Source organism: Streptomyces sp. CB01635, from assembly GCF_002803065.1.
Lineage (GTDB): Bacteria > Actinomycetota > Actinomycetes > Streptomycetales > Streptomycetaceae > Streptomyces.
On sequence record NZ_NNBL01000012.1, the window covers coordinates 193,185 to 219,892 of the forward strand.

The 26,708-nt window shown below is 69.7% G+C and carries 25 protein-coding genes, 2 tRNA genes and 1 pseudogene; 13 read left to right on the forward strand and 15 right to left on the reverse strand.

Annotation, left to right across the window (positions count from 1 at the left end; translation table 11 throughout):
* Positions 1–20: 20 nt before the first annotated feature.
* The 3 genes from CG723_RS27305 (at position 21) to CG723_RS27315 (ending at position 2,994) form a co-directional block, all read left to right on the forward strand.
* A complete protein-coding gene (locus CG723_RS27305) occupies positions 21–1,919 on the forward strand; it encodes an outer membrane protein assembly factor BamB family protein (protein WP_100596146.1) in 1,899 nt (632 codons plus the stop codon).
* 247 nt (positions 1,920–2,166) lie between these two features.
* A complete protein-coding gene (locus CG723_RS27310) occupies positions 2,167–2,871 on the forward strand; it encodes a helix-turn-helix transcriptional regulator (protein ID WP_100596147.1) in 705 nt (234 codons plus the stop codon).
* Between the two features lie 50 nt (positions 2,872–2,921).
* Positions 2,922–2,994 (forward strand) — tRNA-Gly (locus CG723_RS27315).
* A gap of 283 nt (positions 2,995–3,277) precedes the next feature.
* Here the strand turns inward: CG723_RS27315 and CG723_RS27325 are convergent.
* Positions 3,278–3,559, reverse strand: coding sequence for a hypothetical protein (locus CG723_RS27325; RefSeq protein ID WP_100596148.1), 282 nt, complete (start codon positions 3,557–3,559; stop codon positions 3,278–3,280).
* Positions 3,560–3,577: 18 nt separating this feature from the next.
* The gene (locus CG723_RS27330; RefSeq protein ID WP_100596149.1) at positions 3,578–5,260 is read right to left on the reverse strand and encodes a sodium:solute symporter family protein; all 1,683 of its coding nucleotides are present in this window, start codon (positions 5,258–5,260) and stop codon (positions 3,578–3,580) included.
* 211 nt (positions 5,261–5,471) lie between these two features.
* Here CG723_RS27330 and galT point away from each other — a divergent pair, with 211 nt between their 5' ends.
* Genes galT through galK form a run of 3 tightly spaced genes read left to right on the forward strand, consistent with a single transcriptional unit; the run spans position 5,472 to position 8,671 of the window.
* Positions 5,472–6,533 (forward strand): galactose-1-phosphate uridylyltransferase, encoded by a 1,062-nt coding sequence (gene galT, locus CG723_RS27335; RefSeq protein ID WP_100596150.1) that lies wholly within the window; start codon positions 5,472–5,474, stop codon positions 6,531–6,533.
* A complete protein-coding gene (gene galE / locus CG723_RS27340; RefSeq protein WP_100596151.1) occupies positions 6,530–7,495 on the forward strand; it encodes a UDP-glucose 4-epimerase GalE in 966 nt (321 codons plus the stop codon). The genes galT and galE overlap by 4 nt, the downstream gene beginning before the upstream one ends.
* A 3-nt stretch (positions 7,496–7,498) precedes the next feature.
* A complete protein-coding gene (gene galK / locus CG723_RS27345; RefSeq protein WP_100596152.1) occupies positions 7,499–8,671 on the forward strand; it encodes a galactokinase in 1,173 nt (390 codons plus the stop codon).
* Positions 8,672–8,759: 88 nt separating this feature from the next.
* Here the strand turns inward: galK and CG723_RS27350 are convergent, their stop codons facing one another.
* The gene (locus CG723_RS27350; RefSeq protein WP_100596191.1) at positions 8,760–9,215 is read right to left on the reverse strand and encodes a GNAT family N-acetyltransferase; all 456 of its coding nucleotides are present in this window, start codon (positions 9,213–9,215) and stop codon (positions 8,760–8,762) included.
* Positions 9,216–9,482: 267 nt separating this feature from the next.
* Between CG723_RS27350 and CG723_RS27355 the strand changes: the two genes are divergently transcribed.
* On the forward strand, positions 9,483–10,232 hold the full coding sequence (locus CG723_RS27355; RefSeq protein WP_100596153.1) for a LuxR C-terminal-related transcriptional regulator: 750 nt from the start codon (positions 9,483–9,485) through the stop codon (positions 10,230–10,232).
* A 41-nt stretch (positions 10,233–10,273) separates the two neighbouring features.
* On the opposite strand, the gene CG723_RS27360 is transcribed toward CG723_RS27355, so the two are convergent.
* Positions 10,274–10,771 (reverse strand): MarR family winged helix-turn-helix transcriptional regulator, encoded by a 498-nt coding sequence (locus CG723_RS27360; RefSeq protein ID WP_100596154.1) that lies wholly within the window; start codon positions 10,769–10,771, stop codon positions 10,274–10,276.
* An 89-nt stretch (positions 10,772–10,860) separates the two neighbouring features.
* On the opposite strand from CG723_RS27360, the gene CG723_RS27365 reads away from it, so the two are divergent.
* Both CG723_RS27365 and CG723_RS27370 read left to right on the forward strand, forming a co-directional pair.
* Positions 10,861–11,652: a trans-aconitate 2-methyltransferase gene (locus tag CG723_RS27365; protein ID WP_100596192.1), complete on the forward strand. Its 792-nt coding sequence runs from the start codon at positions 10,861–10,863 to the stop codon at positions 11,650–11,652.
* Positions 11,652–12,056, forward strand: coding sequence for a VOC family protein (locus CG723_RS27370; protein ID WP_100596155.1), 405 nt, complete (start codon positions 11,652–11,654; stop codon positions 12,054–12,056). Before CG723_RS27365 ends, CG723_RS27370 begins: the two co-directional genes overlap by 1 nt.
* Here CG723_RS27370 and CG723_RS27375 read toward each other — a convergent pair.
* Positions 12,053–12,736, reverse strand: coding sequence for a TetR/AcrR family transcriptional regulator (locus CG723_RS27375; protein ID WP_100596156.1), 684 nt, complete (start codon positions 12,734–12,736; stop codon positions 12,053–12,055). The two genes, CG723_RS27370 and CG723_RS27375, sit on opposite strands and share 4 nt — an antisense overlap.
* Entirely contained in the window at positions 12,733–13,728 is a 996-nt protein-coding gene (locus tag CG723_RS27380) for an acyl-CoA desaturase (RefSeq protein ID WP_100596157.1), read from the reverse strand. Before CG723_RS27380 ends, CG723_RS27375 begins: the two co-directional genes overlap by 4 nt.
* Positions 13,729–14,001: 273 nt before the next feature.
* Here CG723_RS27380 and ppc point away from each other — a divergent pair, with 273 nt between their 5' ends.
* On the forward strand, positions 14,002–16,740 hold the full coding sequence (gene ppc / locus CG723_RS27385) for a phosphoenolpyruvate carboxylase (protein ID WP_100596158.1): 2,739 nt from the start codon (positions 14,002–14,004) through the stop codon (positions 16,738–16,740).
* A 26-nt stretch (positions 16,741–16,766) separates the two neighbouring features.
* Here ppc and CG723_RS27390 read toward each other — a convergent pair whose 3' ends face one another.
* The 7 genes from CG723_RS27390 to CG723_RS27420 form a co-directional block, all read right to left on the reverse strand.
* Positions 16,767–17,222: a hypothetical protein gene (locus CG723_RS27390; RefSeq protein ID WP_100596159.1), complete on the reverse strand. Its 456-nt coding sequence runs from the start codon at positions 17,220–17,222 to the stop codon at positions 16,767–16,769.
* Between the two features lie 106 nt (positions 17,223–17,328).
* Positions 17,329–17,925, reverse strand: coding sequence for an aminoacyl-tRNA hydrolase (pth, locus tag CG723_RS27395; RefSeq protein WP_100596160.1), 597 nt, complete (start codon positions 17,923–17,925; stop codon positions 17,329–17,331).
* A 100-nt stretch (positions 17,926–18,025) separates the two neighbouring features.
* Positions 18,026–18,610, reverse strand: a complete 585-nt coding sequence (locus CG723_RS27400) for a 50S ribosomal protein L25/general stress protein Ctc (protein WP_100596161.1) — start codon at positions 18,608–18,610, stop codon at positions 18,026–18,028.
* A gap of 189 nt (positions 18,611–18,799) precedes the next feature.
* Positions 18,800–19,777 carry a ribose-phosphate diphosphokinase gene (locus CG723_RS27405; RefSeq protein ID WP_100596162.1) on the reverse strand — a complete coding sequence of 326 codons (978 nt, stop codon included), beginning with the start codon at positions 19,775–19,777 and terminating at the stop codon, positions 18,800–18,802.
* Positions 19,778–19,896: 119 nt separating this feature from the next.
* Positions 19,897–21,351: a bifunctional UDP-N-acetylglucosamine diphosphorylase/glucosamine-1-phosphate N-acetyltransferase GlmU gene (glmU, locus tag CG723_RS27410; protein WP_100596163.1), complete on the reverse strand. Its 1,455-nt coding sequence runs from the start codon at positions 21,349–21,351 to the stop codon at positions 19,897–19,899.
* A 118-nt stretch (positions 21,352–21,469) separates the two neighbouring features.
* Positions 21,470–21,541: transfer RNA gene (locus CG723_RS27415), tRNA-Gln, on the reverse strand.
* A 27-nt stretch (positions 21,542–21,568) separates the two neighbouring features.
* The gene (locus CG723_RS27420) at positions 21,569–22,015 is read right to left on the reverse strand and encodes a hypothetical protein (RefSeq protein WP_100596164.1); all 447 of its coding nucleotides are present in this window, start codon (positions 22,013–22,015) and stop codon (positions 21,569–21,571) included.
* A gap of 167 nt (positions 22,016–22,182) precedes the next feature.
* Between CG723_RS27420 and CG723_RS27425 the strand changes: the two genes are divergently transcribed.
* Entirely contained in the window at positions 22,183–23,487 is a 1,305-nt protein-coding gene (locus CG723_RS27425; protein WP_100596165.1) for a sensor histidine kinase, read from the forward strand.
* A gap of 28 nt (positions 23,488–23,515) precedes the next feature.
* On the opposite strand, the gene CG723_RS27430 is transcribed toward CG723_RS27425, so the two are convergent.
* The gene (locus tag CG723_RS27430; protein ID WP_100596166.1) at positions 23,516–24,001 is read right to left on the reverse strand and encodes an SUKH-3 domain-containing protein; all 486 of its coding nucleotides are present in this window, start codon (positions 23,999–24,001) and stop codon (positions 23,516–23,518) included.
* A 64-nt stretch (positions 24,002–24,065) separates the two neighbouring features.
* Entirely contained in the window at positions 24,066–24,638 is a 573-nt protein-coding gene (locus tag CG723_RS27435) for a YwqJ-related putative deaminase (protein WP_100596167.1), read from the reverse strand.
* Positions 24,639–24,859: 221 nt separating this feature from the next.
* Between CG723_RS27435 and CG723_RS27440 the strand changes: the two genes are divergently transcribed.
* Complete coding sequence (locus tag CG723_RS27440; protein WP_100596168.1) at positions 24,860–25,885, forward strand: SMI1/KNR4 family protein; 1,026 nt, start codon at positions 24,860–24,862, stop codon at positions 25,883–25,885.
* 7 nt (positions 25,886–25,892) lie between these two features.
* Positions 25,893–26,708 (forward strand): annotated as a pseudogene (locus CG723_RS27445) (SUKH-4 family immunity protein); the annotation flags it as partial.

The window sequence follows — 26,708 nt, forward strand, 5'->3', positions numbered from 1 at the left end:
TCACCCGAGGTACAGACGTCATGACGCAGCCGCCCCAGCCGCCCAACGAGCCGCCGCAGGGCCCGCCCCAGAGCCCGCCGCAGGGCCCCCCGCCGGTGGGCTTCGGCAAGCCGCAGGATCCGCCGTCCGGAGGGTTCGGCGCACCGCAGGATCCCCCGCCCGGAGGGTTCGGCGCGCCCACACCGCCGCCCCCGCCCGCGCAGCAGCCCGGCTACGGCTACCCGCAGGCGCCCCAGACCCCGCCCCCGGCGCAGCCGCCCGCCCAGCCGCCGACGCCGCCGCAGGGCCAGCCCGGGGGCTACGGCCACCCGCAGCCCCCTGCCCCCAACTACGGCTACCCGCAGGCCCCTCAGGGCCAGCCGCCGACGCCCCCGCAGGGCTACGGCTACCCGGGCCAGCAGCCGCCGCAGTACGGCGCCTACCCGCCGCCGGGCACCGTGCCCATGCAGGCGGCGGGCGGCGGCGCCGGCAAGAAGATCAGCTCCCAGATGATGATCATCATCGGCGCTGTCGTCGCGGTCGCCCTGATCATCGGCGGCGGCGTCTGGTACTCGGCGTCGTCCGGTGACGACAAGACCGACACCAGCACCGCGGGCACGACCGGTGGCACCGGCGGCACGGGCGGCGACGAGAACAAGGGCGGCTCCGGCGGCACCACCACCGGAGGCGCGAGCAAGGAGAAGGTCCCGGGGAACACCAGCTCCCAGGTCCTCTTCCAGCTGCCCCAGCACGAGGTGCCCAAGGACGAGGTGTTCAGCACCAAGGGCTCCTGGCTCACGGACACGACGTACGCCAAGGCGGGTCTCGGCGAGATCAACGGCTACGCCGCGGACACCGGCAAGAAGTCCTGGACTCTCCCGCTGCCCGGCCAGACGTGCGGCGGGGCCCCCGAGGTCACCCAGGACGGCCTGAGCGCGGTCATCAGCGAGGCGGCCCCGCGCAAGCCCAAGGAGTACGACTACCAGCCCTGCACCAAGATCACGGTCTTCAACGTCGACACGGGCAAGAAGCTGTGGACGAAGAGCGTCGGCACCGGCGGGCGTGACATCCCGTTCAAGGAACTGTCGATCACCGGCTCCACGCTGGCGGCCGGCGGCGGCTACGACGGTGGCGCGGCCCTCGACATCAAGTCGGGCAAGATCCTGTGGCAGCCGCAGGCCGGCTCCTGCGAGGACGTCGGCTACCGCGGCGGCGAGCAGCTGGTCGCGGTGCGCAAGTGCGGTGACTACGGCGACGAGAAGCACCAGGTGCAGCTCCTCGACCCGGCGACGGGCAAGCCGAAGTGGACCTACAAGATCCCGGCCGACGTGAACGTCATCTCCGTCGTCTCCAGCAAGCCGGTCACCTTCGTGATCGCCACCGGCGAGGAGGTCGAGATGTCGGACCTGTTCTCCCTCGACGACACCGGCAAGCTGCGCGCCAAGGTCTCGCTGGAGAAGGACCGTTACGACTTCGACTGCGACGTCAGCGAGATTCACGGCTGCCGTGGCATCACGGTCGGCAACGACCGCGTCTACATGCCGACCCGCGAGCACGACGGCGGCGGCACGTCCGGCCAGACCAACGAGATCGTGTCGTTCTCCCTGGCGAACGGCCGGCTCACCGGTGACCGCGTCGACGGCGGCGAGTACACGCTCTTCCCGGTCCGCATGGACGGCGGGAACGTCCTGGCGTACAAGGACGGCCCCTACGACAAGGGCGCCGAGATCGTCACGATCGACCCGAAGACGCTGAAGCAGAAGACGCTCCTGGTCACTCCGGCGACGGAGACCGTGACCAGCGTCATCAGCAGCATGACTCCCACCCAGTCCGAACTGCTCTACACCAACGGCAGGCTGGCCATGGGCAAGGAACTCATCTCCAAGCCGTATTCGGCGGACGAGAAGGAGTACGAGGCCGTGGTATTCGCGGCGAAGTAACTCCGGAGCCGTTCACCGCGGACTCACGACGGCCCCGCACCCTCACAGGGTGCGGGGCCGTCGGCATAGGCGCCCGCCGCCGGGAGATTCCGGCATTCCGGGTCACTTCTCACCAGTAGGGGAAGCGCAACGCCGAACGAGCGTGTAGCTTCCGGGAGATGGAGGAGGTCGGGGAGTCGGGGGGCTTTCCGCACCGAGGGGGTTCTGGGGGTCCCACGGGATCCCGGGGGATGTGGGGGATGGCTCTATGGGTGTGCGGCTCATGGTGGTCGACGACCACCGACTGCTCGCCGAGGCGCTCGCCTCGGCTCTCAAGCTGCGCGGGCACCGGGTGCTCGCGGCGGCCGCGCCGGCCGCGGGAGCGGCCGAGCTGGTGATCCAGCGGGCGCCCGAGGTCTGTCTCATCGGTACGGCGACGCCCGCGGAGCCGGGCATCTTCGACCCGATCGTGCGCATCAAGCGGGAGCGCCCGCAGGTGGCGGTGGTCGTCCTCGGGCCCGTGCCGTCACCGCGCGGGATCGCGGCGGCGTTCGCGGCCGGCGCCTGTGGCTACGTACGGCACGACGAGCGGATCGAGGGGGTCGAGCGCGCCCTGATGAAGGCGCGGGCGGGCGAGGCGGCCGTGGCGCCGCAGCTCCTGCAGGGAGCCTTCAGCGAGCTGCTCAACCCGGCCGCGCAGCCCGACGACGAGGGGCAGCGGCTCCTGCAGATGCTGACGCCGCGCGAGGTCGAGGTCCTGGTCCGGGTCGCGGACGGCGAGGACACCCGGCTCATCGCGGCCGGAATGGGCATCGCCCCGAGCACGGCCCGTACGCATGTGCAGCGGGTCCTGATGAAGCTGGGCGTCGGCTCGCGCCTGGAGGCGGCGGCGCTGGCCGCGCGCACGGGGCTCCTCGACCGGGCGGGGCCGGTGGTCCCGGCGGCTCCGGGCGTGCCGGATCCGGAGTCCTGAGCTAGAGTCGATCCCGTGCTCGTCACCGCCACTCGTGGTGTGCGGGCAGTGCGTCGGTGGTCCAAGGAAAGGCGCCCCGCTTCCTGCGGGGAGATGCAGGTGCAAGGCCTGCTCGGCGCTCCACACCAGGTCCCGTCCCGCTTCGGCGGGGCGGGACCTGTTTCGTTCACGGGGTGGGGCCCGGCTTGAATTCGCGAAGCAGGTACGCCAACGACTGTGCACCGGTGACCAGTTCGACGGCGGGGGTGTCACTCTCGCGGAGGCGGATCTGGTTGCCGGGTGCGGTGGCGAGTTCGACTCGGTCGTTGCCTTCGCCGCCGCAGACGAAATGAGAGGCGAGCCTTCGGAGCTCGAAAGGCCGGAGGCCATCACCCGTAGGTGATGGCCTCCGGCCGGGGCAAAGGGCTTACGCCTCGCCGTCCTGCGGTACCGGCGGAGCCGTCGGCCGCAGCTTCAGCCACACCAGGAAGAACAGCCCGAGGGCGAGCATGCCGAGGCCCGTCCACAGGTTGATGTTGATGTTCTCGGCCTTTTTCAGGTCGGCGTCGGACGCCGTGATGCCGGCGATCGTGACGATGACCCCGTACACCACGAACAGTCCGCCGATGATGCGCCGGATGTCGAAGAGCCGCGCCGCCGTCGCCGACTTGCGCTCCAACTCGGAGACTTCGTTCTGGAGTTCAGACATGAGGGTTCGCGCCTCCGATCAGAGGGAGAAGGGGACGTAGCACAGCGCGGCGAGGACGATCGCGCCCCACCCGAGCAGCGCGGGCTTGCGGTACCAGGCGTCGTCGCCCTCGGCGGGCAGCTCCTCCAGGCCCGGCGCCGCCGTCCCGTACACGAGGCCCGCGAGCTCGGCCTCGGGCTTGGGCGCCGTGAACAGGGTGACGACGACCATGACGACCGCGCCTGCGACGAAGCCGACGATCGCCGAGACGAAGTTGGCGCCCTGGTCGGTCGGGATGTCGATGACGCCCTGCTTGTAGATCCAGAAGTAGTTGACCATCGCGGCGGTCGTGCCCGCGAGCAGGCCCCACACGCCGGACTTCATCGAGGCGCGCTTCCAGAACATGCCGATGATGAAGACGACGAACATCGGGACGTTGAAGAAGGAGAACAGCGTCTGCAGGTAGCCCATGATGTTCGAGAACGACGAGGCGATGAACGCCGTGCCGATCGACGCGAGGACGCCGACCGCCGTGATGAGGCGGCCGAACTTCAGGTAGTAACCGTCGGGCTTGCCGGTCTTCACGTACTTGGCCCAGATGTCGTACGTGAACACGGTGTTGAAGGACGACACGTTCGCCGCCATGCCCGCCATGAACGCGGCGAGCAGACCGGTCACCGCGATGCCGAGTACGCCGTTGGGCAGCAGCTCCTGCATCAGGTAGGGGATCGCGTCGTTGTACGTCAGGTCCGAACCGGTCATGCCGATCTTCGGCACCAGCACCGCGGCGACCATGCCAGGGATCATCACCAGGAAGACGATGAAGATCTTCGGGAACGCGGCGATGAGCGGGGTGCGCTGGGCGGCCGAGAGGTTCTTCGCGGACAGGGCGCGCTGCACCTCGGCGAAGTTCGTCGTCCAGTAGCCGAAGGAGAGCACGAAGCCCAGGCCGAGGATGATCGTCAGCCAGTTCGCGCCGAGCGGGTTGGCCTCACCGATGCCCGTACCGCCCCAGGCCGAGAGGAAGTTGTCGCCGTGCGCGCTCTTCAGGGAGTCGGTCATGCCGCCCCAGCCGCCGACCCGCTTGAGGCCGATGATGCAGAGGGGGATGAGCGCCGCGAGGATCACGAAGAACTGGAGGACCTCGTTGTAGATCGCCGAGGAGAGTCCGCCGATGGTGATGTACGCGAGCACGAACAGGCCGGCGACGACGATGGCCAGCCACTGCGGCCAGCCGAGCAGCGCCTCCACGACGATCGACAGGGCGTACAGGTTCACGCCCGCGATCAGGATCGCCGCGAAGGCGAAGAGTATGGAACTCAGCAGGTGCGCGCTCTTGTCGAACCTCTGGAGCAGGTACTCGGGGACCGAGCGCACCTTGGAGCGGTAGTAGAAGGGCATCATCACGAGGCCCAGGAAGACCATCGCCGGGATGGCGCCGATCCAGTACCAGTGGACGACCGAGACGCCGTACTGCGCGCCGGTCGCCGCCATGCCGAGGATCTCGGTGGCGCCCAGGTTGGCTGCGACGAACGCCAGACCGGTGACCCAGGCGGGCAGGGAGCGGCCCGAGAGGAAGAAGTCGAGGCTGGTCTTCACGGACCGCCGGGCGGCGAAGCCGATGCCGAGGACCACGACGAAGTAGATCGCCAGGATCGCGTAGTCGAGGCCGTTGGTGGGCAGCCGGAGCCCCGCGGCCAGGGTTTGTGTGGGGGACAGCATGGAGAACTCGCTTCGTTGCGCGAACTGATCAGACCGGAACCTACGCGTCTATGTTCAATAAATGAACACTTCTGCTGAGGTTCTTTGTTTGATTGTGATGCGAGTGACACGCCACGCACCAAACGATGCGTCCACGGCCTTGACCATCCCGTTGAAGCGTGCTTTGTTATGTTTGATTATGTTGAGTTGATGCGAATGAGGAGCATCGGACGTGAAGAAGACGTCGACCTGGCTCGCCGACGGTCGCGAGCTCATCTACTACGACTCGCGTGACGACGTCGTGCGGGACGCGGTGGACCGGCGTCCGCTGGACCCCGTCGCCTCCTCCTCGCAGATCCGTCGCGACCCCCTCCTCGGGGACAGCGTCGCCATCGCCTCGCACCGCCAGGCCCGCACCTACCACCCGCCGGCCGACGAGTGCCCCCTGTGCCCGTCCGAGGGCGACCGGCTCAGCGAGATCCCCGACTCCTCGTACGACGTGGCGGTCTTCGAGAACCGCTTCCCCTCGCTCGCCGGGGACGCCGGGCGCTGCGAGGTCGTCTGCTTCACCTCCGACCACACGTCGTCCTTCGCCGACCTCACCGAGGAACAGGCCGGACTCGTCCTGGAGGCCTGGACCGACCGCACCGCCGAGCTGTCCCACCTGCCCTCCGTGGAGCAGGTGTTCTGCTTCGAGAACCGCGGCGCCGAGATCGGCGTCACCCTCGGCCACCCGCACGGCCAGATCTACGGTTACCCCTTCACCACCCCGCGCACCGCACTGATGCTGCGCTCGGTCGCCGAGCACAAGGAGCAGACCGGCGGCCGCAACCTCTTCGACGACGTGCTCGCCGAGGAGCGCACCGGCGAGCGCGTCGTCCTCGAGGGCGACCACTGGGTGGCGTTCGTCCCGTACGCGGCCCACTGGCCGTACGAGGTGCACCTCTACCCCAAGCGCCGCGTGCCCGACCTGCTCGCCCTCGACGACGGCGCGCGCACAGAGTTCCCTCAGATTTATCTGGAACTCTTGAGGCGCTTCGACCGGCTCTTCGGAACGGGGGAGTCCCCGACGCCGTACATCGCCGCCTGGCACCAGGCGCCGTTCGGCACCCTGGACGACTTCCCCGGCGTCCAGCGGGAGGACTTCGCGCTTCACCTCGAGCTTTTCACTATCCGCCGCACTTCCGGCAAGCTGAAGTTTCTCGCGGGTTCCGAATCCGGCATGAGCGTGTTCATCAACGACGTGCCGCCGGAGACCGCGGCCGAGCGACTGCGAGAGGTAGCGAGTACATGAGCGGGAAGTACCTGGTCACCGGCGGTGCGGGATATGTGGGCAGCGTGGTCGCGCAGCACCTGGTCGAGGCGGGGCACGACGTCACCGTCCTCGACAACCTCTCGACCGGCTTCCGCGAGGGCGTGCCCGCCGGGGTGACGTTCATCGAGGGCGACATCCGCGACGCCGCCAAGTGGCTCGACCCGTCCTTCGACGCCGTCCTCCACTTCGCCGCGTTCTCCCAGGTCGGCGAGTCCGTCGTGAAGCCCGAGAAGTACTGGGACAACAACGTCGGCGGCACCATGGCGCTCCTCGCCGCGATGCGCTCGGCGGACGTGCGCAAGCTCGTCTTCTCCTCCACGGCGGCGACGTACGGGGAGCCCGTCAGCACCCCCATCACGGAGTCCGACCCCACCGCCCCCACCTCCCCCTACGGCGCCTCCAAGCTCGCCGTCGACCACATGATCACCGGGGAGGCGGCCGCGCACGGCCTGGCCGCCGTGTCGCTGCGCTACTTCAACGTCGCGGGCGCCTACGGCAGCTGCGGCGAGCGCCACGACCCCGAGTCGCACCTCATCCCGCTCGTCCTCCAGGTCGCCCAGGGCCGGCGCGACGCGATCTCCGTCTTCGGCGACGACTACCCGACGCCCGACGGCACCTGCGTGCGCGACTACATCCACGTCGCCGACCTCGCCGAGGCCCACCTGCTCGCCCTCGACGCCGCCCGCCCTGCCGAGCACCTCATCTGCAACCTCGGCAACGGCAACGGCTTCTCCGTGCGCGAGGTCATCGAGACCGTCCGCCAGGTGACCGGCCACCCGATCCCCGAGGTCACCGCCCCGCGCCGCGGCGGCGACCCGGCCGTCCTCGTCGCCTCCGCCGCCACCGCGCGCGAGCGCCTCGGCTGGAACCCGTCCCGCGCGGACCTCGCGGGAATCGTCGCCGACGCCTGGGCCTTCGCCCAGGCACGCCAGGAGGGGTAAGTCATGTCCGTCGCCTCGCAGTTCAGCGATCTGTACGGATACGAGCCCGAGGGGGTCTGGGCCGCGCCCGGACGCGTGAACCTCATCGGCGAGTACACCGACTTCAACGAGGGCTTCGTGATGCCGCTCGCGCTGCCGCACACCGCGGTGGCCGCCGTCGCGCGCCGCGCCGACGGCGTCCTGCGGCTGCACTCCGCGGACATCGACGCGCCGATCGCCGAACTGCGGGCCGACGAACTGACCCCGCTCTCCGAGTTCGGGCAGGGCGGCTGGGCCGCGTACCTGGCGGGCGTCGTATGGGCGCTGCGCGAGGCCGGGCACACCGTCACCGGGGCCGACATCCACCTCGCGTCTACCGTGCCGACCGGCGCGGGCCTGTCCTCGTCGGCCGCACTCGAAGTCGTCACCGCGCTCGCGCTCAACGACCTCTTCGAACTGGGGCTCACCGGGCCCGAATTGGCGCGGATCGCGCAGCGTGCCGAGAACGACTTCGTGCGCGTGCCCTGCGGGATCATGGACCAGATGGCGTCGGCGTGCGCCACCGAGGGCCACGTCCTGCACCTGGACTGCCGCGACCTGTCCACCCGCCAGGTCCCCTTCGACCTGGCCGCGCAGGGCCTCCAGCTGCTCGTCGTCGACACCCGCGTCAAGCACGAGCTGGGCGACGGCGCGTACGCGGAGCGCCGAGCGGGCTGTGAAGAGGGCGCCCGCGCGCTCGGCGTCTCGCACCTGCGCGACGTGTCGTACGCCGAACTGCCCGAAACCCTGGCCAAGTTGGCGGACCTCACCGATGAACGGGTCGTGCGCTACGTCCGCCACATCGTCTGCGACGACCACCGCGTCGAGCGGGTCATCGAGCTTCTCGACGCCGGTGACGTACGGGCGATCGGCCCGGTCCTCACCGAGGGCCACGTCTCGCTCCGCGACGACCTGCGCATCTCCTGCGCCGAGCTGGACCTGGTCGTGGACACCGCGAACGCGTCGGGCGCGCTCGGCGCCCGGATGACGGGCGGTGGCTTCGGCGGCTCCGCGATCGTCCTGGTGGAGGAGCCGGACGCGGACGCGGTGACGAAGTCGATCACGGAGGCGTTCGCTTCGGCGGGCTACACGGCCCCGCGCGTCTTCCCTGCGGTCCCGTCGGCGGGCGCCCACAAACTCACCCCAGGCGCTTCGTAGGAGTGAACTCCTTGATCCCCGGGCGGGTGGTCGGGGCTGTGCCCGATGGTGCGCTCCGCGCATGATTTGCCGCGTGGGCGGGGCGTGCTCATCCCAGGCGCTTGGTGAGCGTGAACTCCTTGATCCCGGGCGGGTAGTCGGGGATCACGCACACCAGCTCGTAGCCGTGCTGGCGGTAGAAGCCCGGCGCCTGGAAGTCCCAGGTTTCCACTCGGGCTCCGTGGCAGGCGCGGTCCTCGTGGGCGATGCGTTCCGCCTCCGCGAGGAGGCGGGAGCCGAGGCCTTTCGCGCGGTGGTGGTCGTCCACCCAGAGCAGGTTCACGTGGAGCCAGGTCGCCCAGGTGTGCCCGTCCAGGCCGCCGGCGATCTCGCCGCTCTCGTCCAACGCCCAGACCTGGAGCGGCACTTCACGTTCCTCGGGCGTCCCCCGCAGCGACCTGAGCTCCGCCGACGCCGCGGTATTCGCCTCCCGCAGCCGGAAGTGAAGAAGATCGCGCCGCTGTTTGTCGACTTCTGTCTCAATACGAAACATACGCCTCACCATAAACGCGCAGGCCAACCAGTTCTGCAAATTGCCTTCCGCTCCTGGCCCGCGGCCCTACTCTGAGCACAGCACCGGTGGGGGCCGGTGCTGATCAGGGGGCGAGACAGCCGGGTACGACGCCCGGAGCGGGGGTGGCGGTACGAGCACGGCGGCGGCCGTGCGACTGCGACGACCTGCCTCTTCGGGCGCCGTACCTGTGCCGGACAGCCTCCCGGCGCCGGGGAATCCCCTGCTCCGCGAGGAGCTGTGGGGGAGGGGGTTATACACGTGGTTCGCATCCGAGTCTTGGTCGTCGACGACCACCGCATCTTCGCCGAGTCGCTCGCCGCGGCTCTCGCCGCCGAGCCCGACGTGGACGTGTCCGCGGCCGGCAGCGGCCCCGCCGCACTGCGCTGCATGGACCGCGCGGCGGCGGAAGGGCGCCGGTTCGACGTCCTCCTCGTCGACGCCGATCTGGGAGCGGCCCTGCACGGCCCGCGCCCTGCGACGGCAGTGCCCGACACGGCGCCCGGCCAGGACGGCCTGGTCGACGGGATCTCCCTGGTGGCGGGCGTCCGTTCGGGCCAGCCCACCGTGCGGACCGTGGTGCTCGCCGAGAAGGACGACCCGCGCCGCGCGGCCCTCGCGCTCCAGGCGGGCGCCTCCGGCTGGGTCGCCAAGGACTGCTCGCTCTCGCGGCTGCTCACGGTCATCCGGGGCGTCCTGCGCGACGAGACACATCTGCCGCCCGCCCTGCTCACGAGCGTTCTGCGGGAGCTGACCGCGGCCCGCAAGCACCGCACCGACTCCGAGCGGCTGGTGGAGTCCCTGACGCCGCGTGAGCGCGAGGTGTTGCGCTGCATGGTCGCGGGCCTCGGCCGCAAGGCGGTCGCCGAGCGCCTCTTCCTGTCCCCGCACACGGTCCGTACACACATGCAGAACGTGCTGGGCAAGCTCGGGGTCCACTCCACGCTCGCGGCGGTGGCGCTGGCGCGCAGGGCCGGGGTCGGGCCCGCGGACCTGGAAGCGGCGTCCTAGGAACAAGAACCCGTACGACCGGGGCCCAGGGTCTGACGGTCCTAGCCGGGGATGTTGTCGAACGGCGCGGTCAACTGCCGCAGCAGTCCCGCCAGTTCGCCGCGCTGGGTGCGGGACAGCTCCGCGAGGATCGCCCGCTCCTGCGCGAGGAGGCCGGCGAGCGCCTGGTCGGCGCGGTCCTGCCCCTCGGTGGTCAGCCGCACCAGGACGCCGCGTCGGTCGCTCGGGTCGGGGAGGCGCTCCACGAGACCCTTCTTGGCGAGCCGGTCGATACGGTTCGTCATCGTGCCGGAGGTGACGAGGGTCTGTGTGAGGAGCTGTCCGGGGGAGAGCTGATAGGGGGCGCCGGCCCGCCGAAGGGACGTCAGTACGTCGAACTCCCACGGCTCCAGCTGGTGCTCGGCGAACGCCAGGCGCCGGGCCCGGTCAAGATGACGCGCCAGCCTGCTGACCCGACTGAGCACCTCTAGGGGCTCCACGTCGAGGTCAGGGCGCTCTCGGCGCCACGCTGCGACCAGCCGGTCGACCTCGTCCTCCATGACGATCAGTCTAGTGGGTCCCTCGACATGAAGTCTCTTGAATTCAACTATCTTGACATCGAGATAAATCCGGGAGGATGCTGGCCGCCATGAGCGCACCCACCTGGGACCCCCAGCAGTATCTCCGCCACGCGGACCACCGCACCCGCCCCTTCGCCGACCTCCTCGCCCGCGTCAAGGGCGACCCGGCGAGGATCGCCGACCTCGGCTGCGGCGCGGGCAACGTCACCGCCCTGCTCGCCCAGCGCTGGCCGAAGGCGAGGATCACCGGCTACGACAACTCCCCGCAGATGCTGGAGAAGGCAGCGGCCCACGCTACCGACCTCCTCGACTTCGCCCCCGCCGACGCGGCCACCTGGACCCCCGCCGAGCCCTTCGACCTGATCGTCTCCAACGCCCTGCTCCAATGGGTCCCAGGCCACACCGACCGCTTCCCCGACTGGCTGGCCGGCATCGCCCCCGGCGGCACGTTCGCCTTCCAGGTCCCCGGCAACTTCGACGCTCCCAGCCACGTACTGATGCGCGAACTCGCCCGGTCGGCGCGGTGGCGGGACCGGCTCGGCGACACACTGCGCCACGCGGACGCCGTCCACACCCCCGAGCAGTACCTGAACAAGCTCACCGCGCTCGGCTGCGACGCGGACGTCTGGGAGACGACGTATCTGCATCTCCTCCAGGGCGAGGACCCGGTCCTCGACTGGGTCAAGGGCACGGGCCTGCGCCCCGTCCTGACCGCCCTCGCGGACGACCCGCAGGCCACGGACGAATTCCTGACCGACTACCGCGCCCAGCTCCGCACCGCCTACCCCGCGACACCGCAGGGCACGGTCTTCCCCTTCCGCCGCCTGTTCGCGGTGGCCCGCAAACCGGCGGACACCTGATGCTCCGTGCCCTGGACCACGTACAGCTCGCCGCCCCCGCGGGATCCGAGGACGCGCTGCGCCGGTTCTACGGGGACGCGCTCGGCATGACGGAGACGCCGAAGCCCCCGGCGCTCGTGGCGCGCGGGGGCTGCTGGTTCGAAGCGGGCCAGGTGCGGCTGCACCTGGGAATCGAGCGGGCCCCCGCCGGAGACGGAAGCCGAAAATGTCGCAGTCGGCCGGCCAGCAAGGCCCACCTGGGACTACGGGTCGCGGGGATCGAGACGTACGCGGCGCGGCTCGCGGCGCACGGCGTGAGGATCACCTGGGACGGGGACCTGCCGGGCCACCGCCGCTTCTACGCCGACGACCCCGTGGGCAACCGGCTCGAATTCCTCGAACCGGTCACCCCCGACGCTCCCTAGCTCTTGCGGTGCCCTATCAGCCGCGGCTTCGGCTCCAGACCGTCCAGGCCGTGCCACGCCAGGTTCACCAGGTGCGCGGCGACCTCGGCCTTCTTCGGCTTACGGGCGTCCAGCCACCACTGGCCCGTGAGGGCGACCATGCCGACCAGCGCCTGCGCGTACAGCGGCGCCAGCTTCGGGTCGAAGCCGCGGTTCTTGAACTCGCGGCCCAGGATGTCCTCGACCTGCGTCGCGATGTCGGAGATCAGCGAGGCGAACGAGCCCGTGGACTGCGGGATCGGGGAGTCGCGGACCAGGATGCGGAAGCCGTCCGTGTACTCCTCGATGTAGTCGAGGAGCGCGAAGGCGGCCTGCTCGCACAGTTCGCGCGGGTGCCCGGCCGTCAGGGAGCCGGTCACCATGTCGAGGAGCTGGCGCATCTCACGGTCCACGACGACCGCGTACAGGCCCTCCTTGCCGCCGAAGTGCTCGTACACCACCGGCTTGGAGACTCCGGCCTTCGCCGCGATCTCCTCCACCGACGTGCCCTCGAAGCCCTTCGCGGCGAAGAGGGTGCGACCGATCTCGAGCAGCTGCTGGCGGCGTTCCGCACCGGTCATCCGGGTGCGGCGCGCGCGCCGGGGCTTGTCGTTGCCGGCTGGGCTCGCAGAGTTCGGATCGGTCGCCACGGGTTCCATCATGCCGCGTCAGCGGCCTGCGGCTTGCGGCGGGAGTCGATCCGCTCCTTCGACGGCCAGCGCACGTCACGCGCCCAGCCCAGCTGCTCGAACCAGCGGATCAGCCGCGCGGACGAGTCCACCTGGCCGCGCATCACACCGTGCCGCGCCGACGTCGGGTCCGCGTGGTGCAGGTTGTGCCACGACTCGCCGCACGACAGGACGGCCAGCCACCACACGTTGCCGGACTTGTCACGCGACTTGAAGGGCCGCTTGCCGACGGCGTGACAGATCGAGTTGATCGACCACGTGACGTGGTGCAGCAGCGCCACCCGCACCAGCGAGCCCCAGAAGAAGCCCGTGAACGCGCCCCACCACGACATCGTCGCCAGGCCGCCGATCAGCGCCGGCAGAGCCAGCGAGAGCATCGTCCAGAAAATGAACTGACGCGAGATCGCCCTTATGGCCGGATCGTTCACCAGATCGGGTGCGTACTTCTCCTGCGAAGTCTGCTCCTCGTCGAACATCCAGCCGATATGCGCCCACCACAGGCCCTTCATCAGGGCGGGCAGCGTCTCGCCGAACCTCCACGGCGAATGCGGGTCGCCCTCCGCGTCGGAGAACTTGTGGTGCTTGCGGTGATCCGCCACCCAGCGCACGAGAGGACCTTCGACCGCCATCGAGCCGGCGACCGCCAGAGCGATCCGCAGCGGCCGATTCGCCTTGAAGGAACCATGCGTGAAATACCGGTGGAAGCCGATCGTGATGCCGTGGCAGCCCAGGTAGTAGAAGAACACCAGGAGGCCGAGGTCGAGCCAGCTCACACCCCAGCCCCAGGCCAGCGGCACCGCCGCGACCAGCGCCAGGAACGGAACGGTGATGAAGAGCAGCAGCGCGAGCTGCTCCAGCGAACGCTTCTGCTCACCGCCGAGCGTGGCGGAGGGCAGCGAAGCGCCGGTCGAATCGCCCGACGACGCCTCCGGGACGTCATCGATCAGATCGGGGCTTGGTGTCATGGGGCGTCCCCTGTGGGGTCGAGGGTTGAGACAGGTTTGAGAACGGGGATGTGATGCTGAGAACTTTTACTACGCGTCCGTAACCTACGGCGTCGTAAGTATGGCAGCGCGCAGGCGAGCGGCAAGAGGCCCGGAAACGGCCCTCACCGGCGGACACCTATCCTTGGAAACGGTCGGACAGCGCGGTCCGCTCTGTATCTCCACCCGGGACTCATACCCGGTTCCCGGGGTTTCCCTCCCAGACGTGCTTCAACACTGCAAGGAGCCGCACCTGTGAGCAGTGCCGACGACCAGAGCCGTGAGGCCACATCCAGCGCCGAGCTGCGCGCCGACATCCGCCGACTCGGCGACCTCCTCGGCGAGACGCTCGTACGCCAGGAGGGCCCCGAGCTCCTCGAACTGGTCGAAAAGGTCCGCCGCCTCACCCGAGAGGACGGCGAGGCCGCCGCCCGCCTGCTCGGCGACACGGAACTGGAGACCGCGGCCAAGCTGGTCCGCGCCTTCTCGACGTACTTCCATCTGGCGAACGTGACCGAGCAGGTACACCGAGGCCGCGAGCTGCGCGCCCGCCGCGCCGCCGAGGGCAGCCTCCTCGCCCGCACCGCCGACCGGCTCAAGGACGCCGACGCGGAGCACCTGCGCGAAACGGTCCAGCACCTGAACGTACGGCCGGTGTTCACCGCCCACCCGACCGAGGCCGCCCGGCGCTCCGTCCTCAACAAGCTGCGCCGCGTCGCCGAGCTCCTCGAGACCCCCGTCATCGAGGCCGACCGCCGCCGCTACGACACCCGCCTCGCCGAGAACATCGACCTGGTGTGGCAGACCGACGAGCTGCGCGTCGTACGCCCCGAGCCCACCGACGAGGCGCGCAACGCGATCTACTACCTGGACGAGCTGCACGCCGGCGCCGTCGGTGACGTCCTCGAGGACCTCACCGCCGAGCTGCAGCGCGTCGGCGTCACCCTGCCCGACGCCACCCGCCCCCTCACCTTCGGCACCTGGATCGGCGGCGACCGCGACGGCAACCCGAACGTCACCCCCGCCGTCACCTGGGACGTCCTGATCCTCCAGCACGAGCACGGCATCAACGACGCCCTGGAGCTCATCGACGAGCTGCGCGGCTTCCTGTCGAACTCGATCCGCTACACCGGCGCCACCGAGGAACTCCTCACCTCCCTCCAGAACGACCTGGAGCGCCTCCCGGAGATCAGCCCCCGCTACAAGCGCCTCAACTCGGAGGAGCCCTACCGGCTCAAGGCCACCTGCATCCGGCAGAAGCTGGAGAACACCAAGGAGCGCCTCGCCAAGGGCACCGCCCACGACGACGGCCGCGACTACCTCGGCACCGGCGAACTCCTCCACGACCTCACGCTCATCCAGACGTCCCTGCGCGAGCACCGCGGCGCCCTGTTCGCCGACGGCCGGATGAACCGCACCATCCGCACGCTCGCCGCGTTCGGCCTCCAGCTCGCCACCATGGACGTACGCGAGCACGCCGACGCCCACCACCACGCGCTCGGCCAGCTCTTCGACCGGCTCGGCGAGGAGTCCTGGCGCTACGCCGACATGCCCCGCGAGTACCGCCAGAAGCTCCTCGCCAAGGAGCTCAGGTCCCGCCGGCCGCTCGCCCCCTCGCCCGCACCCCTCGACGCCGCCGGCGAGAAGACCCTCGGCGTCTTCCACACCGTCAAGCGCGCCCTCGACGTCTTCGGACCCGAGGTCATCGAGTCGTACATCATCTCGATGTGCCAGGGCGCCGACGACGTGTTCGCCGCCGCCGTCCTCGCCCGCGAGGCCGGACTCATCGACCTGCACGGCGGCTGGGCCAAGATCGGCATCGTGCCGCTCCTGGAGACCACCGACGAGCTGCGCGCCGCCGACGTCATCCTCGACGAGATGCTCGCCGACCCGTCCTACCGGCGCCTCGTCGCCCTGCGCGGCGACGTCCAGGAAGTCATGCTCGGCTACTCGGACTCCTCCAAGTTCGGCGGCATCACCACCTCCCAGTGGGAGATCCACCGCGCCCAGCGCCGGCTGCGCGACGTCGCCCACCGCTACGGCGTGCGCCTGCGCCTCTTCCACGGCCGCGGCGGCACCGTCGGCCGCGGCGGCGGCCCCTCGCACGACGCGATCCTCGCCCAGCCGTGGGGCACCCTCGAGGGCGAGATCAAGGTGACCGAACAGGGCGAGGTCATCTCCGACAAGTACCTCGTGCCGTCCCTGGCCCGCGAGAACCTCGAACTGACCGTCGCCGCCACCCTCCAGGCGTCCGCGCTGCACACCGCGCCCCGCCAGTCCGACGAGTCCCTCGCCCGCTGGGACGCGGCCATGGACGTCGTCTCCGACGCCGCGCACGCCGCGTACCGCAAGCTGGTCGAGGACCCGGACCTGCCGACGTACTTCCTCGCCTCCACCCCGGTGGACCAGCTCGCCGACCTGCACCTGGGCTCGCGGCCCTCCCGCCGCCCCGGCTCGGGCGTCTCGCTCGACGGCCTGCGCGCCATCCCGTGGGTGTTCGGCTGGACCCAGTCGCGGCAGATCGTGCCCGGCTGGTTCGGCGTCGGCTCCGGCCTCAAGGCACTGCGCGAGGCCGGCCTCGGCACCGTGCTCGACGAGATGAGCGAGCACTGGCACTTCTTCCGCAACTTCCTGTCGAACGTCGAGATGACCCTCGCGAAGACGGACCTGCGGATCGCCCGGCACTACGTCGACACACTCGTCCCCGACGAGCTGAAGCACGTCTTCGCCGACATCGAGGCCGAGCACGAGCTGACCGTACGAGAGGTACTGCGCATCACCGGCGGCCAGGAACTCCTGGACACACAGCCGGTGCTCCAGCAGACCTTCTCGATCCGCGACGCCTACCTGGACCCGATCTCGTACCTCCAGGTGGCCCTGCTCAAGCGCCAGCGCGACGAGGCGGCTGCCGGCAACGAGCCGGACCCGCTGCTCGGACGGGCACTCCTGCTCACCGTCAACGGCGTCGCGGCGGGCCTGCGCAACACCGGCTGATCAACCAGTGGGGACATGACGGCAGTTCACCAGGTGAGCGTCGCGAACGCGGCACTCAGCAACGCGACCCCGGTGGCTGCCGTCACCCATGCCCAGCGCGTCAGACGCAGCCCGCCCGCGATCACCACCGCGGCCAGCAGCAGCGCGCCGCCCAGCGGGACCCACGCGTGGAAGAAACCCGCAGCCCCCGAGCGCACCACCTCATCCGAGCCGGGCTTCACCACCACCGGGATACGCGCGCCCTTCTTCTCCGCGATCGACCGGTCGATGACGACACGGGCGCGGGGCTGCGAACCCGGCGACAGAGGCGCGTAAGGGCCGGCGCACGTGCCGTCGGTGCACCGCGTCACCGTCATCGTGCCCCGCTCACGGCCCTTGGTGAGCATCACGTGCTGCGCCGACGCCCAGGACGCCCGGACGCCCGCGGTCAGGATCAGCAGGGCCACGACCGCCATCGCGGCCCGCCGGGTGTACGAGAGCATGGCGGCGATCCTTGGCCATGGCCCCGCGAAGAGTCAAGAAAAGCGGGCAGGTCCCGGTCGAGATGCCCGTGACCTGCCGAGATGCCCGGTCAACTCACTCGAGAGATCAGGAGTTGTACGCGCTCTGCGCCCGCTCCAGACCCTCCGTGACCAGACACTCCACCGCGTCCGCCGCCCGGTCCACCAGGTAGTCCAGCTCCTTGCGCTCCGTCGACGAGAAGTCCTTCAGAACGAAGTCCGCCACCTGCATACGCCCCGGCGGACGCCCGATCCCGAACCGCACCCGGTGATAGTCCGCACCCATCGACTTCGTGATCGACTTCAGACCGTTGTGCCCGTTGTCGCCACCACCCAGCTTCAACCGCATCGTCCCGTAGTCGATGTCCAGCTCGTCATGGATCGCCACGGTGTTGCCGACCGGCACCTTGTAGAAATCCCGCAGACCCGTCACCGGACCACCCGACACGTTCATGAACGACATCGGCTTCGCCAGAATCACCCGGCGGTTCTGCGGACCCGGCGCACCGATCCGCCCCTCGAGCACCTGCGCCTGAGCCTTGCCGGCCCGCTTGAACTTGCCACCGATCCGCTCCGCGAGCAGATCGGCCACCATGAAGCCCACGTTGTGCCGGTTCATCGCGTACTCGGGCCCGGGATTCCCGAGACCCACGATGAGCCAGGGGGCAGTGGCATCGGTCGTCATCGGGACCGCGTCTCCTCACGTACAACAGACGGACACGAACATGAAAAAACGGGGTGGCGGGCCGCAGTGGCCCGCCACCCCGTCAAGCAGAGCGTACGGCTCAGGCCTCGGCGCCCTCGGCCTCGGTCTCGGCAGCCGGCTCCTCGGCCTGCGCGGCCAGGATCTGGATGACGACCGCGTCGGGGTCCGTGACCAGGGTCGTGCCCGTCGGCAGCGCGATGTCCTTGGCGTGGATGGCGTCGCCGCCCTCCAGGCCCGCGATCGACACGGTGACGGAGGTCGGGATGTGCGTGGCCTCGGTCTCGACGGACAGCGTGTTCAGCACGTTCTCGACGAGGAAGCTGCCCGGAGCCAGGTCGCCCTCGGTCTCGACCGCAACCTCGACCGTGACCTTCTCGCCCCGCTTGACGGTCAGCAGGTCGACGTGGACCAGGTAACCCTTGATGGCGTCACGCTGGACAGCCTTCGGGATCGCCAGCTCGGTCTTGCCGTCGACGTCCAGGGACAGCAGGACGTTCGCGGTACGCAGGGCGAGCAGCAGCTCGTGGCCCGGCAGCGTCACGTGAACCGGCTCGGCGCCGTGACCGTAGATGACACCGGGAACCTTGTTCTCACGGCGGACGGCGCGGGCAGCACCCTTGCCGAACTCGGTACGGATCTCGGCGGCAAGCTTGATCTCAGCCATGTGCACTCCTCGTAGAAAAAAGGGGAAGGTGGTCACCCGGCCACGAACGGGCCTGCTACGAAGAGCGCGTCGATAACGGACCGCCGCACAAAACAGTGCGGCCTCCCTCGCCGAGCAACTCCGTGAGTCTACCCGGCGGGAAGGCCGCCCCAAAATCGATCTAGAAGAGCCCCAGAGCCCTCAGAGCGACTACGCCTGCTCCTCGAACAGGCTCGTCACCGAACCGTCCTCGAAGACCTCACGCACCGCACGCGCGATCGTCGGCGCGATCGACAGCACCGTGATCTTGTCCAGCTCCAGCTCGCCCGGCGTCGGCAGCGTGTCCGTGAACACGAACTCGCTCACCTTCGAGTTCTTCAGACGATCCGCCGCCGGACCCGAAAGCACACCGTGCGTCGCCGTCACGATGACATCCTCCGCACCGTGCGCGAACAGCGCGTCCGCCGCGGCACAGATCGTGCCACCCGTGTCGATCATGTCGTCGACCAGGACACACACACGGCCCTTCACGTCACCGACGACCTCGTGCACGGTGACCTGGTTCGCCACGTCCTTGTCACGACGCTTGTGCACGATCGCCAGCGGCGCGCCGAGGCGGTCGCACCAGCGGTCCGCCACACGCACACGGCCGGCGTCCGGAGACACCACCGTGAGCTTGGCGCGGTCGACCTTCGCCCCCACGTAGTCCGCCAGGATCGGCAGCGCGAACAGGTGGTCCACCGGGCCGTCGAAGAAGCCCTGGATCTGGTCCGTGTGCAGATCCACCGTCAGAATGCGATCCGCACCCGCCGTCTTCATCAGGTCAGCCACCAGACGCGCCGAAATCGGTTCACGTCCACGGTGCTTCTTGTCCTGACGGGCGTAACCGTAGAACGGCACGATCACCGTGATGGAGCGGGCCGACGCACGCTTCAGCGCATCGATCATGATGAGCTGCTCCATGATCCACTTATTGATCGGAGCCGTGTGGCTCTGAATCAGGAAGCAGTCAGCACCGCGAGCGGACTCCTGATAGCGGACATAGATCTCGCCATTGGCGAAGTCGAATGCCTTGGTCGGAACGATCCCGACACCGAGAGCGTGCGCGACCTCCTCGGCAAGCTCGGGGTGGGCGCGGCCGGAGAAGAGCATCAGTTTCTTCTCGCCGGTCGTCTTGATCCCGCTCACAGCACTTGTCTCCTCAGACGCGTTCTTCCGCCGCTGCGCCCGCTCGTCCCATTAGCAGCGAGGCAGCCGAATCGTGTGCACCTATCACGGTACGCCGTGTCGGACGCACCTGTTTCCGGTCAGCCGTTGCTGCCGGCCTCCCGGGACGCCTCCTCAGCCGCCTTCGCAGCCGCACTCCCCGGACGCTTACGGGCCACCCAACCCTCGATATTCCGCTGCTGGCCACGGGCCACGGCCAGCGAACCCGCCGGCACATCCTTCGTGATCACCGACCCCGCAGCGGTGTACGCACCGTCCCCGACCGTGACAGGCGCCACAAACATGTTGTCCGAACCCGTCTTGCAATGCGACCCGACAGTCGTGTGGTGCTTGGCCTCGCCGTCGTAGTTCACAAACACGCTCGCAGCACCGATGTTCGTGTAGTCACCGATCGTCGCGTCACCGACGTAGGAAAGGTGCGGCACCTTCGTGCCCTCGCCGATCGTCGAGTTCTTCGTCTCCACGTACGTACCGATCTTGGCCCTGAGACCCAGACGGGTACCAGGACGCAGATACGCGAACGGACCCACCGACGCGCCCTCGCCCACCTCCGCACCGTCCGCCACCGTGTTGTCGACCCGCGCCCCCGCACCGACCCGCGTGTCCCTCAGCCGCGTGTTCGGACCCACCTCGGCACCCTCACCCAGCCACGACGCACCCAGCAGCTGCGTACCCGGATGCACGATCGCATCCCGCTCGAAGCCCACCGTCACATCGACCCACGTCGACGCCGGATCCACGATCGTCACACCCGCGAGCATCGCCCGCTCCAGGAGCCGGTCGTTCAGCGTGCGACGCGCCTCGGCCAGCTGCACACGGTTGTTGATACCCGCGATCTCACGGTGGTCGGCAGCGACCGACGCGCCGACACGATGACCCGCCTCCCGCAGGATGCCGAGCACGTCCGTGAGGTACTCCTCACCCTGACTGTTGTCCGTACGCACCTTGCCCAGCGCATCCGCCAGCAACGCACCGTCGAACGCGAACACACCCGAGTTGATCTCACGAATCGCATGCTGCGACTCGCTCGCGTCCTTGTGCTCGACGATCGCCGTCACCGCACCCGACGCCCCGTCCCGCACGATCCGGCCGTAACCGGTCGCATCCGGAACCTCGGCCGTCAGCACCGTCACCGCATTGCCGTCACCGGTGTGCGTCGCCGACAGGTGCGTCAGCGTCTCGCCCGTCAGCAGCGGAGTGTCACCGCACACGACGATCACCGTGCCCTCGACAACCCCACCGAGCTCCTCGAGCCCCATCCGCACGGCATGCCCCGTGCCGTTCTGCTGCTCCTGCACGGCGGTACGGGCGTCCGGATCGATCCCGGCGAGGTGCTCACGCACCCGGTCCCGCTCGTGACCCACGACGACGACCAGGTTCTCGGGGCTCAACTCCCGCGCGGCGGCGAGCACATGCCCGACGAGCGAGCGACCACTGATCTCGTGCAGGACTTTGGGCGTGGCCGACTTCATACGGGTGCCCTCACCCGCTGCAAGAACGACGACGGCGGCCGGGCGGGGGCTGTTGGCGCTCACGGGTGTGCCCTTCGGCTTCGGATGCTTCGTTGGGGGGACATCCGCAGGATACCGGGGCGTTGTGGGCGCGAAATGGGGGCGGGCCTTGCCGACCCGCCGGGTCGCGCGACGCCGTGAGCTCCCCCGCCAGGACTTGAACCCGGACAGATGGCACCAAAAGCCACAGTGCTGCCAATTACACCACGGGGGATGGAAACGGCCTAAGTCGGACATTTCGTCAGGCTGTCGGCCGGGCTCCCAACACTATGCCGTACCAAGCGCCTTCCATGCGACGGTACAACTCGGCGCTTTGTCGGACATAGATCACGAGGCAGCCGTGGTAGTTCTCGCCGGTGTTCTTCCGGACGGTTCGCGGGTTGTGTTTCTTGATCGTGGGCTTGCTGAATACGGAAGCGTCGACGCCGACAACCTCTGGATCGCTGTTGATGAACTGAAGGACCTCGGAGCGGCGATAGGGCTTGCTCTTGGCGCCTTCGGCCCAGTAGAGGGCCACGCCGGTCAGGAAGAGTTCGCGATCGGACAGAGGGCCGACTGCTTCAGCGGCCTCGCTGCGTACCCCCAGTTCGTCGGCGATCTGCCGAAGGCTGAGACCCTCCCGCCGCAGCGCGACCGCCCGCTCCCGCAGTCCCTCGAAGTCTGTGTATTTGCCTGTGGTCTGTGTCATAGGCACAGGCTCGTTCCGGATGCGGGTGGGTGGGGTCGTATTTGCATATGGACCAACAGTTCGAGGGATACCGGCTGGTTTCGCTTCTGTTCGAAGGCGGTCTGTGATGAAGGGCGGCGCGGAAACTCACCGGAAATCGGGCAGCTTGCGCCCGTAGGCTGGACGGCATGACCACGACGGGGGAAATGCACCGGACGGCCGGGGGGCCGTGGTGGTGGGAGCGGCGGCGTAGTGCCGTGCTCGATGTCGGGCTGGCCGTCGCGTCGGCGGTGGAGTGCGGGGTGGAGGGGGTCGGGTTCGCGCGGGACGCCGGGGTGCCGGCGGCCGTGGGTGTTGTTTTCGGGGTGCTTGCCGGGTCGATGCTGGTGCTGCGCCGGCGGTGGCCGATCGCGGTGGTGCTGATCGGGGTCGCGGTGACTCCGGCCCGGATGGGTGTGCTGCTGAGCGTGGTGGGTCTGTACACGCTGGCCGCGTCCGAGATGCCGCGGCGGATCATCGGTGCTCTGGCGGGGATGTCGTTCGTCGGGACGTTGATCGTGTCGGTGGTGCGGGCGCAGCAGGACGTGGGGCACGGGAATCTCGTGCGGGTGGGGGACTGGTTCGTTCCGTTCGTCGCCATCACGACGTCGTTGGGGGTGACCGCTCCGCCGTTGCTGCTGGGGCTTTATGTCGGTGCGCGGCGGCGTCTGATGGAGAGTCTGCGGGAGCGGGCGGATTCGCTGGAGCGGGAGCTTCAGTTGCTTGCTGAGCGTGCGGAGGAGCGGGCTGAGTGGGCGCGGGGTGAGGAGCGGACGCGGATCGCTCGGGAGATGCATGACGTGGTGGCGCACCGGGTGAGTCTGATGGTGGTGCATGCGGCGGCGTTGCAGGCGGTGGCCCGTAAGGATCCGGAGAAGGCCGTGAAGAACGCGGCGCTGGTGGGGGACATGGGCCGGCAGGCGTTGACCGAGTTGCGGGAGATGCTCGGGGTGATGCGGTCGGGTGGCGGTGGGCGTGAGCCTGGTGCGGGGGTGCCGCTGGCGGCGGTGGGTGTGGCGGCTGCGGCTGCGGCGTCGCGGGCCGTTGATGAGGAGGACGGGCCGTGTCTGGGTGATCTGGATGAGCTGGTGGGTCAGTCGCGGGCAGCGGGCATGGTGGTGGAGCTGCTGGTCGAGGGTGATTCGCGGTCGTATGTCGCGGTGGTGGAGCAGACGGCGTATCGGGTGGTGCAGGAGGCGCTGACGAACGTGCACAAGCACGCGGCGGGTGCGAAGACGTATGTGCGTCTTGCTCACCGGGTGTCGGAGTTCGCGATGCAGGTGGAGAACGAGCCGCCGCCGGACGTGGATTCGGCGGGGGGTGTGCGGCTGCCGAGCGGGGGGAACGGGCTGGTCGGCATGAGGGAGCGGGTGACGGGCCTGGGTGGCGTGTTCGTGTGCGGGCCGACGGATGCGGGCGGGTACCGGGTGTCGGCGGTGTTGCCGGCGACGTAGGTCGTGGGTCCGGTGGGGGTGTGGCGCGCTATGCCGCTGTCAGGCGGGTGGGCCGGGTGCCGTTGATGAGGGCTTCCAGGGCGTGGTCGATGTCCGGGCCGAGGTACCAGTCGCCGCTGTGGTCGAGGGCGTAGACGCGGCCTTCGGTGTCGATGGCGAGGAGGGCTTCGGAGCCGGATTCGGCGCCGAGGGGGCAGACCTCGGTGTCGAGGGCGCGGCCGAGGTCGCCGAGGGTGCGGGCCATGTGGAGGCCGTGGAGTGGGTCGAGGTGGGGCTGGGCGGGTGCTATCTGGCGGCCGGGGCCCTGTGGGGTGAGGTGGAGTCCGCCGAATTCGGCCCAGGCCTCGACGGCGGCGGGGAAGACGGTGTGGCGGTGGCCTGCGGGGGACACGTGGGTGCGCAGGGCGTCGGCCCAGAATTCGGCCTGTTTGATGTCCCAGCGGCCGGGTTGCCAGCCGGCGGCGCGCAGTGCGGCGTCGACGGGTGCGGTGAAGCGGGTGCGGTCGGCGGTCATGTGGGGTGGCCTCGTCCTGTTCTGCTGCTGCCTGCGGTGGTGCGTGGGTGTTCTGGTGTGCCGGTCAGCCGGTGGTGTCCGTGGCCGGGTCCACGACGTGGACGCCGAAGTGGGCGGTGAGTGCGGCGCAGGCGCGGCAGGGGCGGGCGAAGCCGCCGTGCAGGGGGTCGCCGTCCTCGCGGATGCGGCGGGTGGTGAGTTTGGCGTGTTTGAGGGCTTTGCGGGCTTCGCCGTTGGTCATGGGTTTGCGGCGGGCGCGTTTGGAGCGTTCCTCGTCGGCGGCCGTGAGGTGGCGGGAGATGAGGATCGTTTCGGCGCAGCGTCCGGTGAAGCGGTCGCGCTGGGCGCTGGTGAGGGTGTCGAGGAAGTCCTGGACGAGCGGGTGCAGGGCGGGGGCGTGTTCGCCGCGGGCGGCGGTGCTGGTCAGTGTGGTGCCGCGGACGGAGAGGGCGGCGGCGACGGTGGGCAGGATGCCGTCGCGGCGCTGGCGCAGGGCCGGGGCGGGCGCGTCGTCGGTGCTGCTCCAGCCGACGCGTGGGTCGCCGGAGGTGCCGTCGGCGGTGGCCGGGTGCCCGGTGTCGGGTTCCTGGGCCGGTGCGACGGCTGTGTCGGATGACGGTGCGGTGCTGCTCTGCATGTGGTGCTTCCCCTCCTGCAATCCCCCGGGTTGCGTGCACAGACTGCCAAATGCGGCCGGTGGTGCGGAAGCTGGGGCGCGGCGACACGCGGGAGCGTGGGCTCATCGTCACGGTGGGGTGACTGCTGGTCATGGAACCGGAGGGCCGGTGACCGGTGTCGTACAACCGCATAGGCTGTCGCTATCCGCGATCCATAACAGTGCCGCAGGGGGCAACCGCCATGACGACAGGTCGGCTCGGGCAGCAAGCCGCGCCGCCGAACGCGGCCTACGCCGGGCAGGTCGTGCACTTCCCGGACCCGGTCCGTGCTGCGCGCCATCCCAGGGGCGTACGGATCGACGGGAACGGCTATCCGGATTTTTCGGCCTACGCGCGTGCCGCGGCGGAGATCGCCGAGCCCCCGGAGGGGTTCGGGGTCGATGAGCTGCGGTTGACGGACTATGTGTCGGCGAATGCGGCGCTGGCCGCGGCCGGGCATGACTTGTGGGACACGATCGTGCCGGTGGCGACGCCGCACGGCTGGACCTGGCATCACGTGCCGGGCAGTCGTCGCATGGAGTTGGTGCCGGTCGAGGTGAAGGCGCTGCTGCGGCATCACGGTGGTCTCGCGACGGCTGCGGTGGATCACGGCAAGCGGGGGACGCGTCCGTTGCAGGAGACGCGGCCGGCGCATTTCGGGCTGCCGAAGTCGTCGGTGGCGGTTTCCGAGCAGCAGGTCCTGGGTGCCGAGGAGGACTTGGGGTACCGGTTGCCGGGTGCGTACCGGGCGTTCTTGAAGGCGGCGGGCGGGTGTGCTCCGGTGGGGGCGGCGCTGGATGCCGAGCTGGGGCTTCTGGTGGACCAGCCGTTCTTCACGGTGCGGGACGAGGCCGCGGTGAACGATCTGGTGTATGTGAACAAGTGCCTGCGTGATCACCTGACCAAGGACTATCTGGGTGTGGGGTTCGTGCAGGGCGGCATTCTCGCCGTGAAGGTCAAGGGTGATCGGGCGGGTTCGGTGTGGTTCTGCGCGTATGACGACGCGCGGGACAGCGGGGACACGGCCGGGTGGTCGGTCGCCGAGCGGGTGGAGCGTCTGCTGCTGCCGTGCGGTGACGACTTCGATGCGTTCCTGGCCCGGCTCGCGGGCAATCCGCCGGAGCTGGAGACGGTGGCGAACCTGATGGTGGACGGCGGTTTCGCGAGTGCGGTGGACGCCTCTGGCGCCGCCGTGCCGGCTGCTTCGACTGTCCCGGACGAGGGGTGAGTGTCCGATGGTGACGTTCGCGCAGGCGCAGGAGCGCGCCGAAGAGTGGATCAACGGGGATGTGCCCGGTTATCAGCACCGTGAGGTGCGGGTGCGGGAGTTCGAGCTGGGGTTCGTGGTGTGGGCGGAGGACCGCGACGGTGGTCCGGTGTCCGACGGCGGGCGTCAGCGGCTCGTCATCGCGCGTGACAGCGGGGACGCTTCGCTGTGGCCGGGGCTGCCGGTGGGTGAGGTGATCCGGCGGTACGAGGAGGAGTACGGGCTGCCGGAGGCTTCGCCGGAGCCGTCGGACGCGCCGCCGGAGCGGGTGGATCTGAATCAGACGTCGTTCCTGTTGAGCCCTCCGGAGTGGCTCCAGGAGGCGGCGGACAAGCTAGGCATTCCGGACCGGCGGGGGGATGCGTCTTCGGCCGGCGGGTCTGGCGCGTCTTCTGGTGCTGGTACGGGTGCCGTCTCCGGTACGGGTACGGGTACGGGTTCGGGTGCGTCCGTGCCTGGGCCGGCCGCCCCGGCGCCGGTGGCCGCCGACGCGGGCAGTGGCGCGACGCCGTGGCCTGCCTCGCCCGCGACGCCTTCCGGGGCGACTCCGTGGGCCGGTACGGACACGAACGCGGACGAGGAGGAGGACCGCTCGGTCGCGCCTCCGGCGACGGTGTTCGCGCCGCCGCTGGTGGACGAGGGCGACGTGCCTGCGCCGACCGCCGCTCCTGAGGCCAGGACGGCGCTGATGTCGGGCGGCAGTCAGCTCCCGCGCACGGCGGTGGCCCCGGCGCTCGACGGGTCGGCTCCCGCCGCTCCGGGCGCCCCGACGCCGGGTGCTCCT

Excerpts from the sequence above, each read along its gene's own strand:
- CG723_RS27400 (WP_100596161.1), bottom strand. The coding sequence starts at position 18,610 with ATGGCTGAGATCAAGCTTGCCGCCGAGATCCGTACCGAGTTCGGCAAG.
- CG723_RS27440 (WP_100596168.1), top strand. The coding sequence starts at position 24,860 with ATGACGACAGGTCGGCTCGGGCAGCAAGCCGCGCCGCCGAACGCGGCC.
- CG723_RS27430 (WP_100596166.1), bottom strand. The coding sequence starts at position 24,001 with ATGACCGCCGACCGCACCCGCTTCACCGCACCCGTCGACGCCGCACTG.
- CG723_RS27435 (WP_100596167.1), bottom strand. The coding sequence starts at position 24,638 with ATGCAGAGCAGCACCGCACCGTCATCCGACACAGCCGTCGCACCGGCC.
- CG723_RS27380 (WP_100596157.1), bottom strand. The coding sequence starts at position 13,728 with ATGACACCAAGCCCCGATCTGATCGATGACGTCCCGGAGGCGTCGTCG.
- CG723_RS27370 (WP_100596155.1), top strand. The coding sequence starts at position 11,652 with ATGCTCCGTGCCCTGGACCACGTACAGCTCGCCGCCCCCGCGGGATCC.
- galE (WP_100596151.1), top strand. The coding sequence starts at position 6,530 with ATGAGCGGGAAGTACCTGGTCACCGGCGGTGCGGGATATGTGGGCAGC.
- CG723_RS27390 (WP_100596159.1), bottom strand. The coding sequence starts at position 17,222 with ATGCTCTCGTACACCCGGCGGGCCGCGATGGCGGTCGTGGCCCTGCTG.
- CG723_RS27325 (WP_100596148.1), bottom strand. The coding sequence starts at position 3,559 with ATGTCTGAACTCCAGAACGAAGTCTCCGAGTTGGAGCGCAAGTCGGCG.
- CG723_RS27310 (WP_100596147.1), top strand. The coding sequence starts at position 2,167 with ATGGGTGTGCGGCTCATGGTGGTCGACGACCACCGACTGCTCGCCGAG.
- CG723_RS27350 (WP_100596191.1), bottom strand. The coding sequence starts at position 9,215 with ATGGTGAGGCGTATGTTTCGTATTGAGACAGAAGTCGACAAACAGCGG.
- CG723_RS27420 (WP_100596164.1), bottom strand. The coding sequence starts at position 22,015 with ATGACACAGACCACAGGCAAATACACAGACTTCGAGGGACTGCGGGAG.
- CG723_RS27425 (WP_100596165.1), top strand. The coding sequence starts at position 22,183 with ATGACCACGACGGGGGAAATGCACCGGACGGCCGGGGGGCCGTGGTGG.
- CG723_RS27330 (WP_100596149.1), bottom strand. The coding sequence starts at position 5,260 with ATGCTGTCCCCCACACAAACCCTGGCCGCGGGGCTCCGGCTGCCCACC.
- CG723_RS27365 (WP_100596192.1), top strand. The coding sequence starts at position 10,861 with ATGAGCGCACCCACCTGGGACCCCCAGCAGTATCTCCGCCACGCGGAC.
- CG723_RS27305 (WP_100596146.1), top strand. The coding sequence starts at position 21 with ATGACGCAGCCGCCCCAGCCGCCCAACGAGCCGCCGCAGGGCCCGCCC.
- CG723_RS27375 (WP_100596156.1), bottom strand. The coding sequence starts at position 12,736 with ATGATGGAACCCGTGGCGACCGATCCGAACTCTGCGAGCCCAGCCGGC.
- pth (WP_100596160.1), bottom strand. The coding sequence starts at position 17,925 with ATGACGACCGATGCCACTGCCCCCTGGCTCATCGTGGGTCTCGGGAAT.
- CG723_RS27360 (WP_100596154.1), bottom strand. The coding sequence starts at position 10,771 with ATGGAGGACGAGGTCGACCGGCTGGTCGCAGCGTGGCGCCGAGAGCGC.
- galK (WP_100596152.1), top strand. The coding sequence starts at position 7,499 with ATGTCCGTCGCCTCGCAGTTCAGCGATCTGTACGGATACGAGCCCGAG.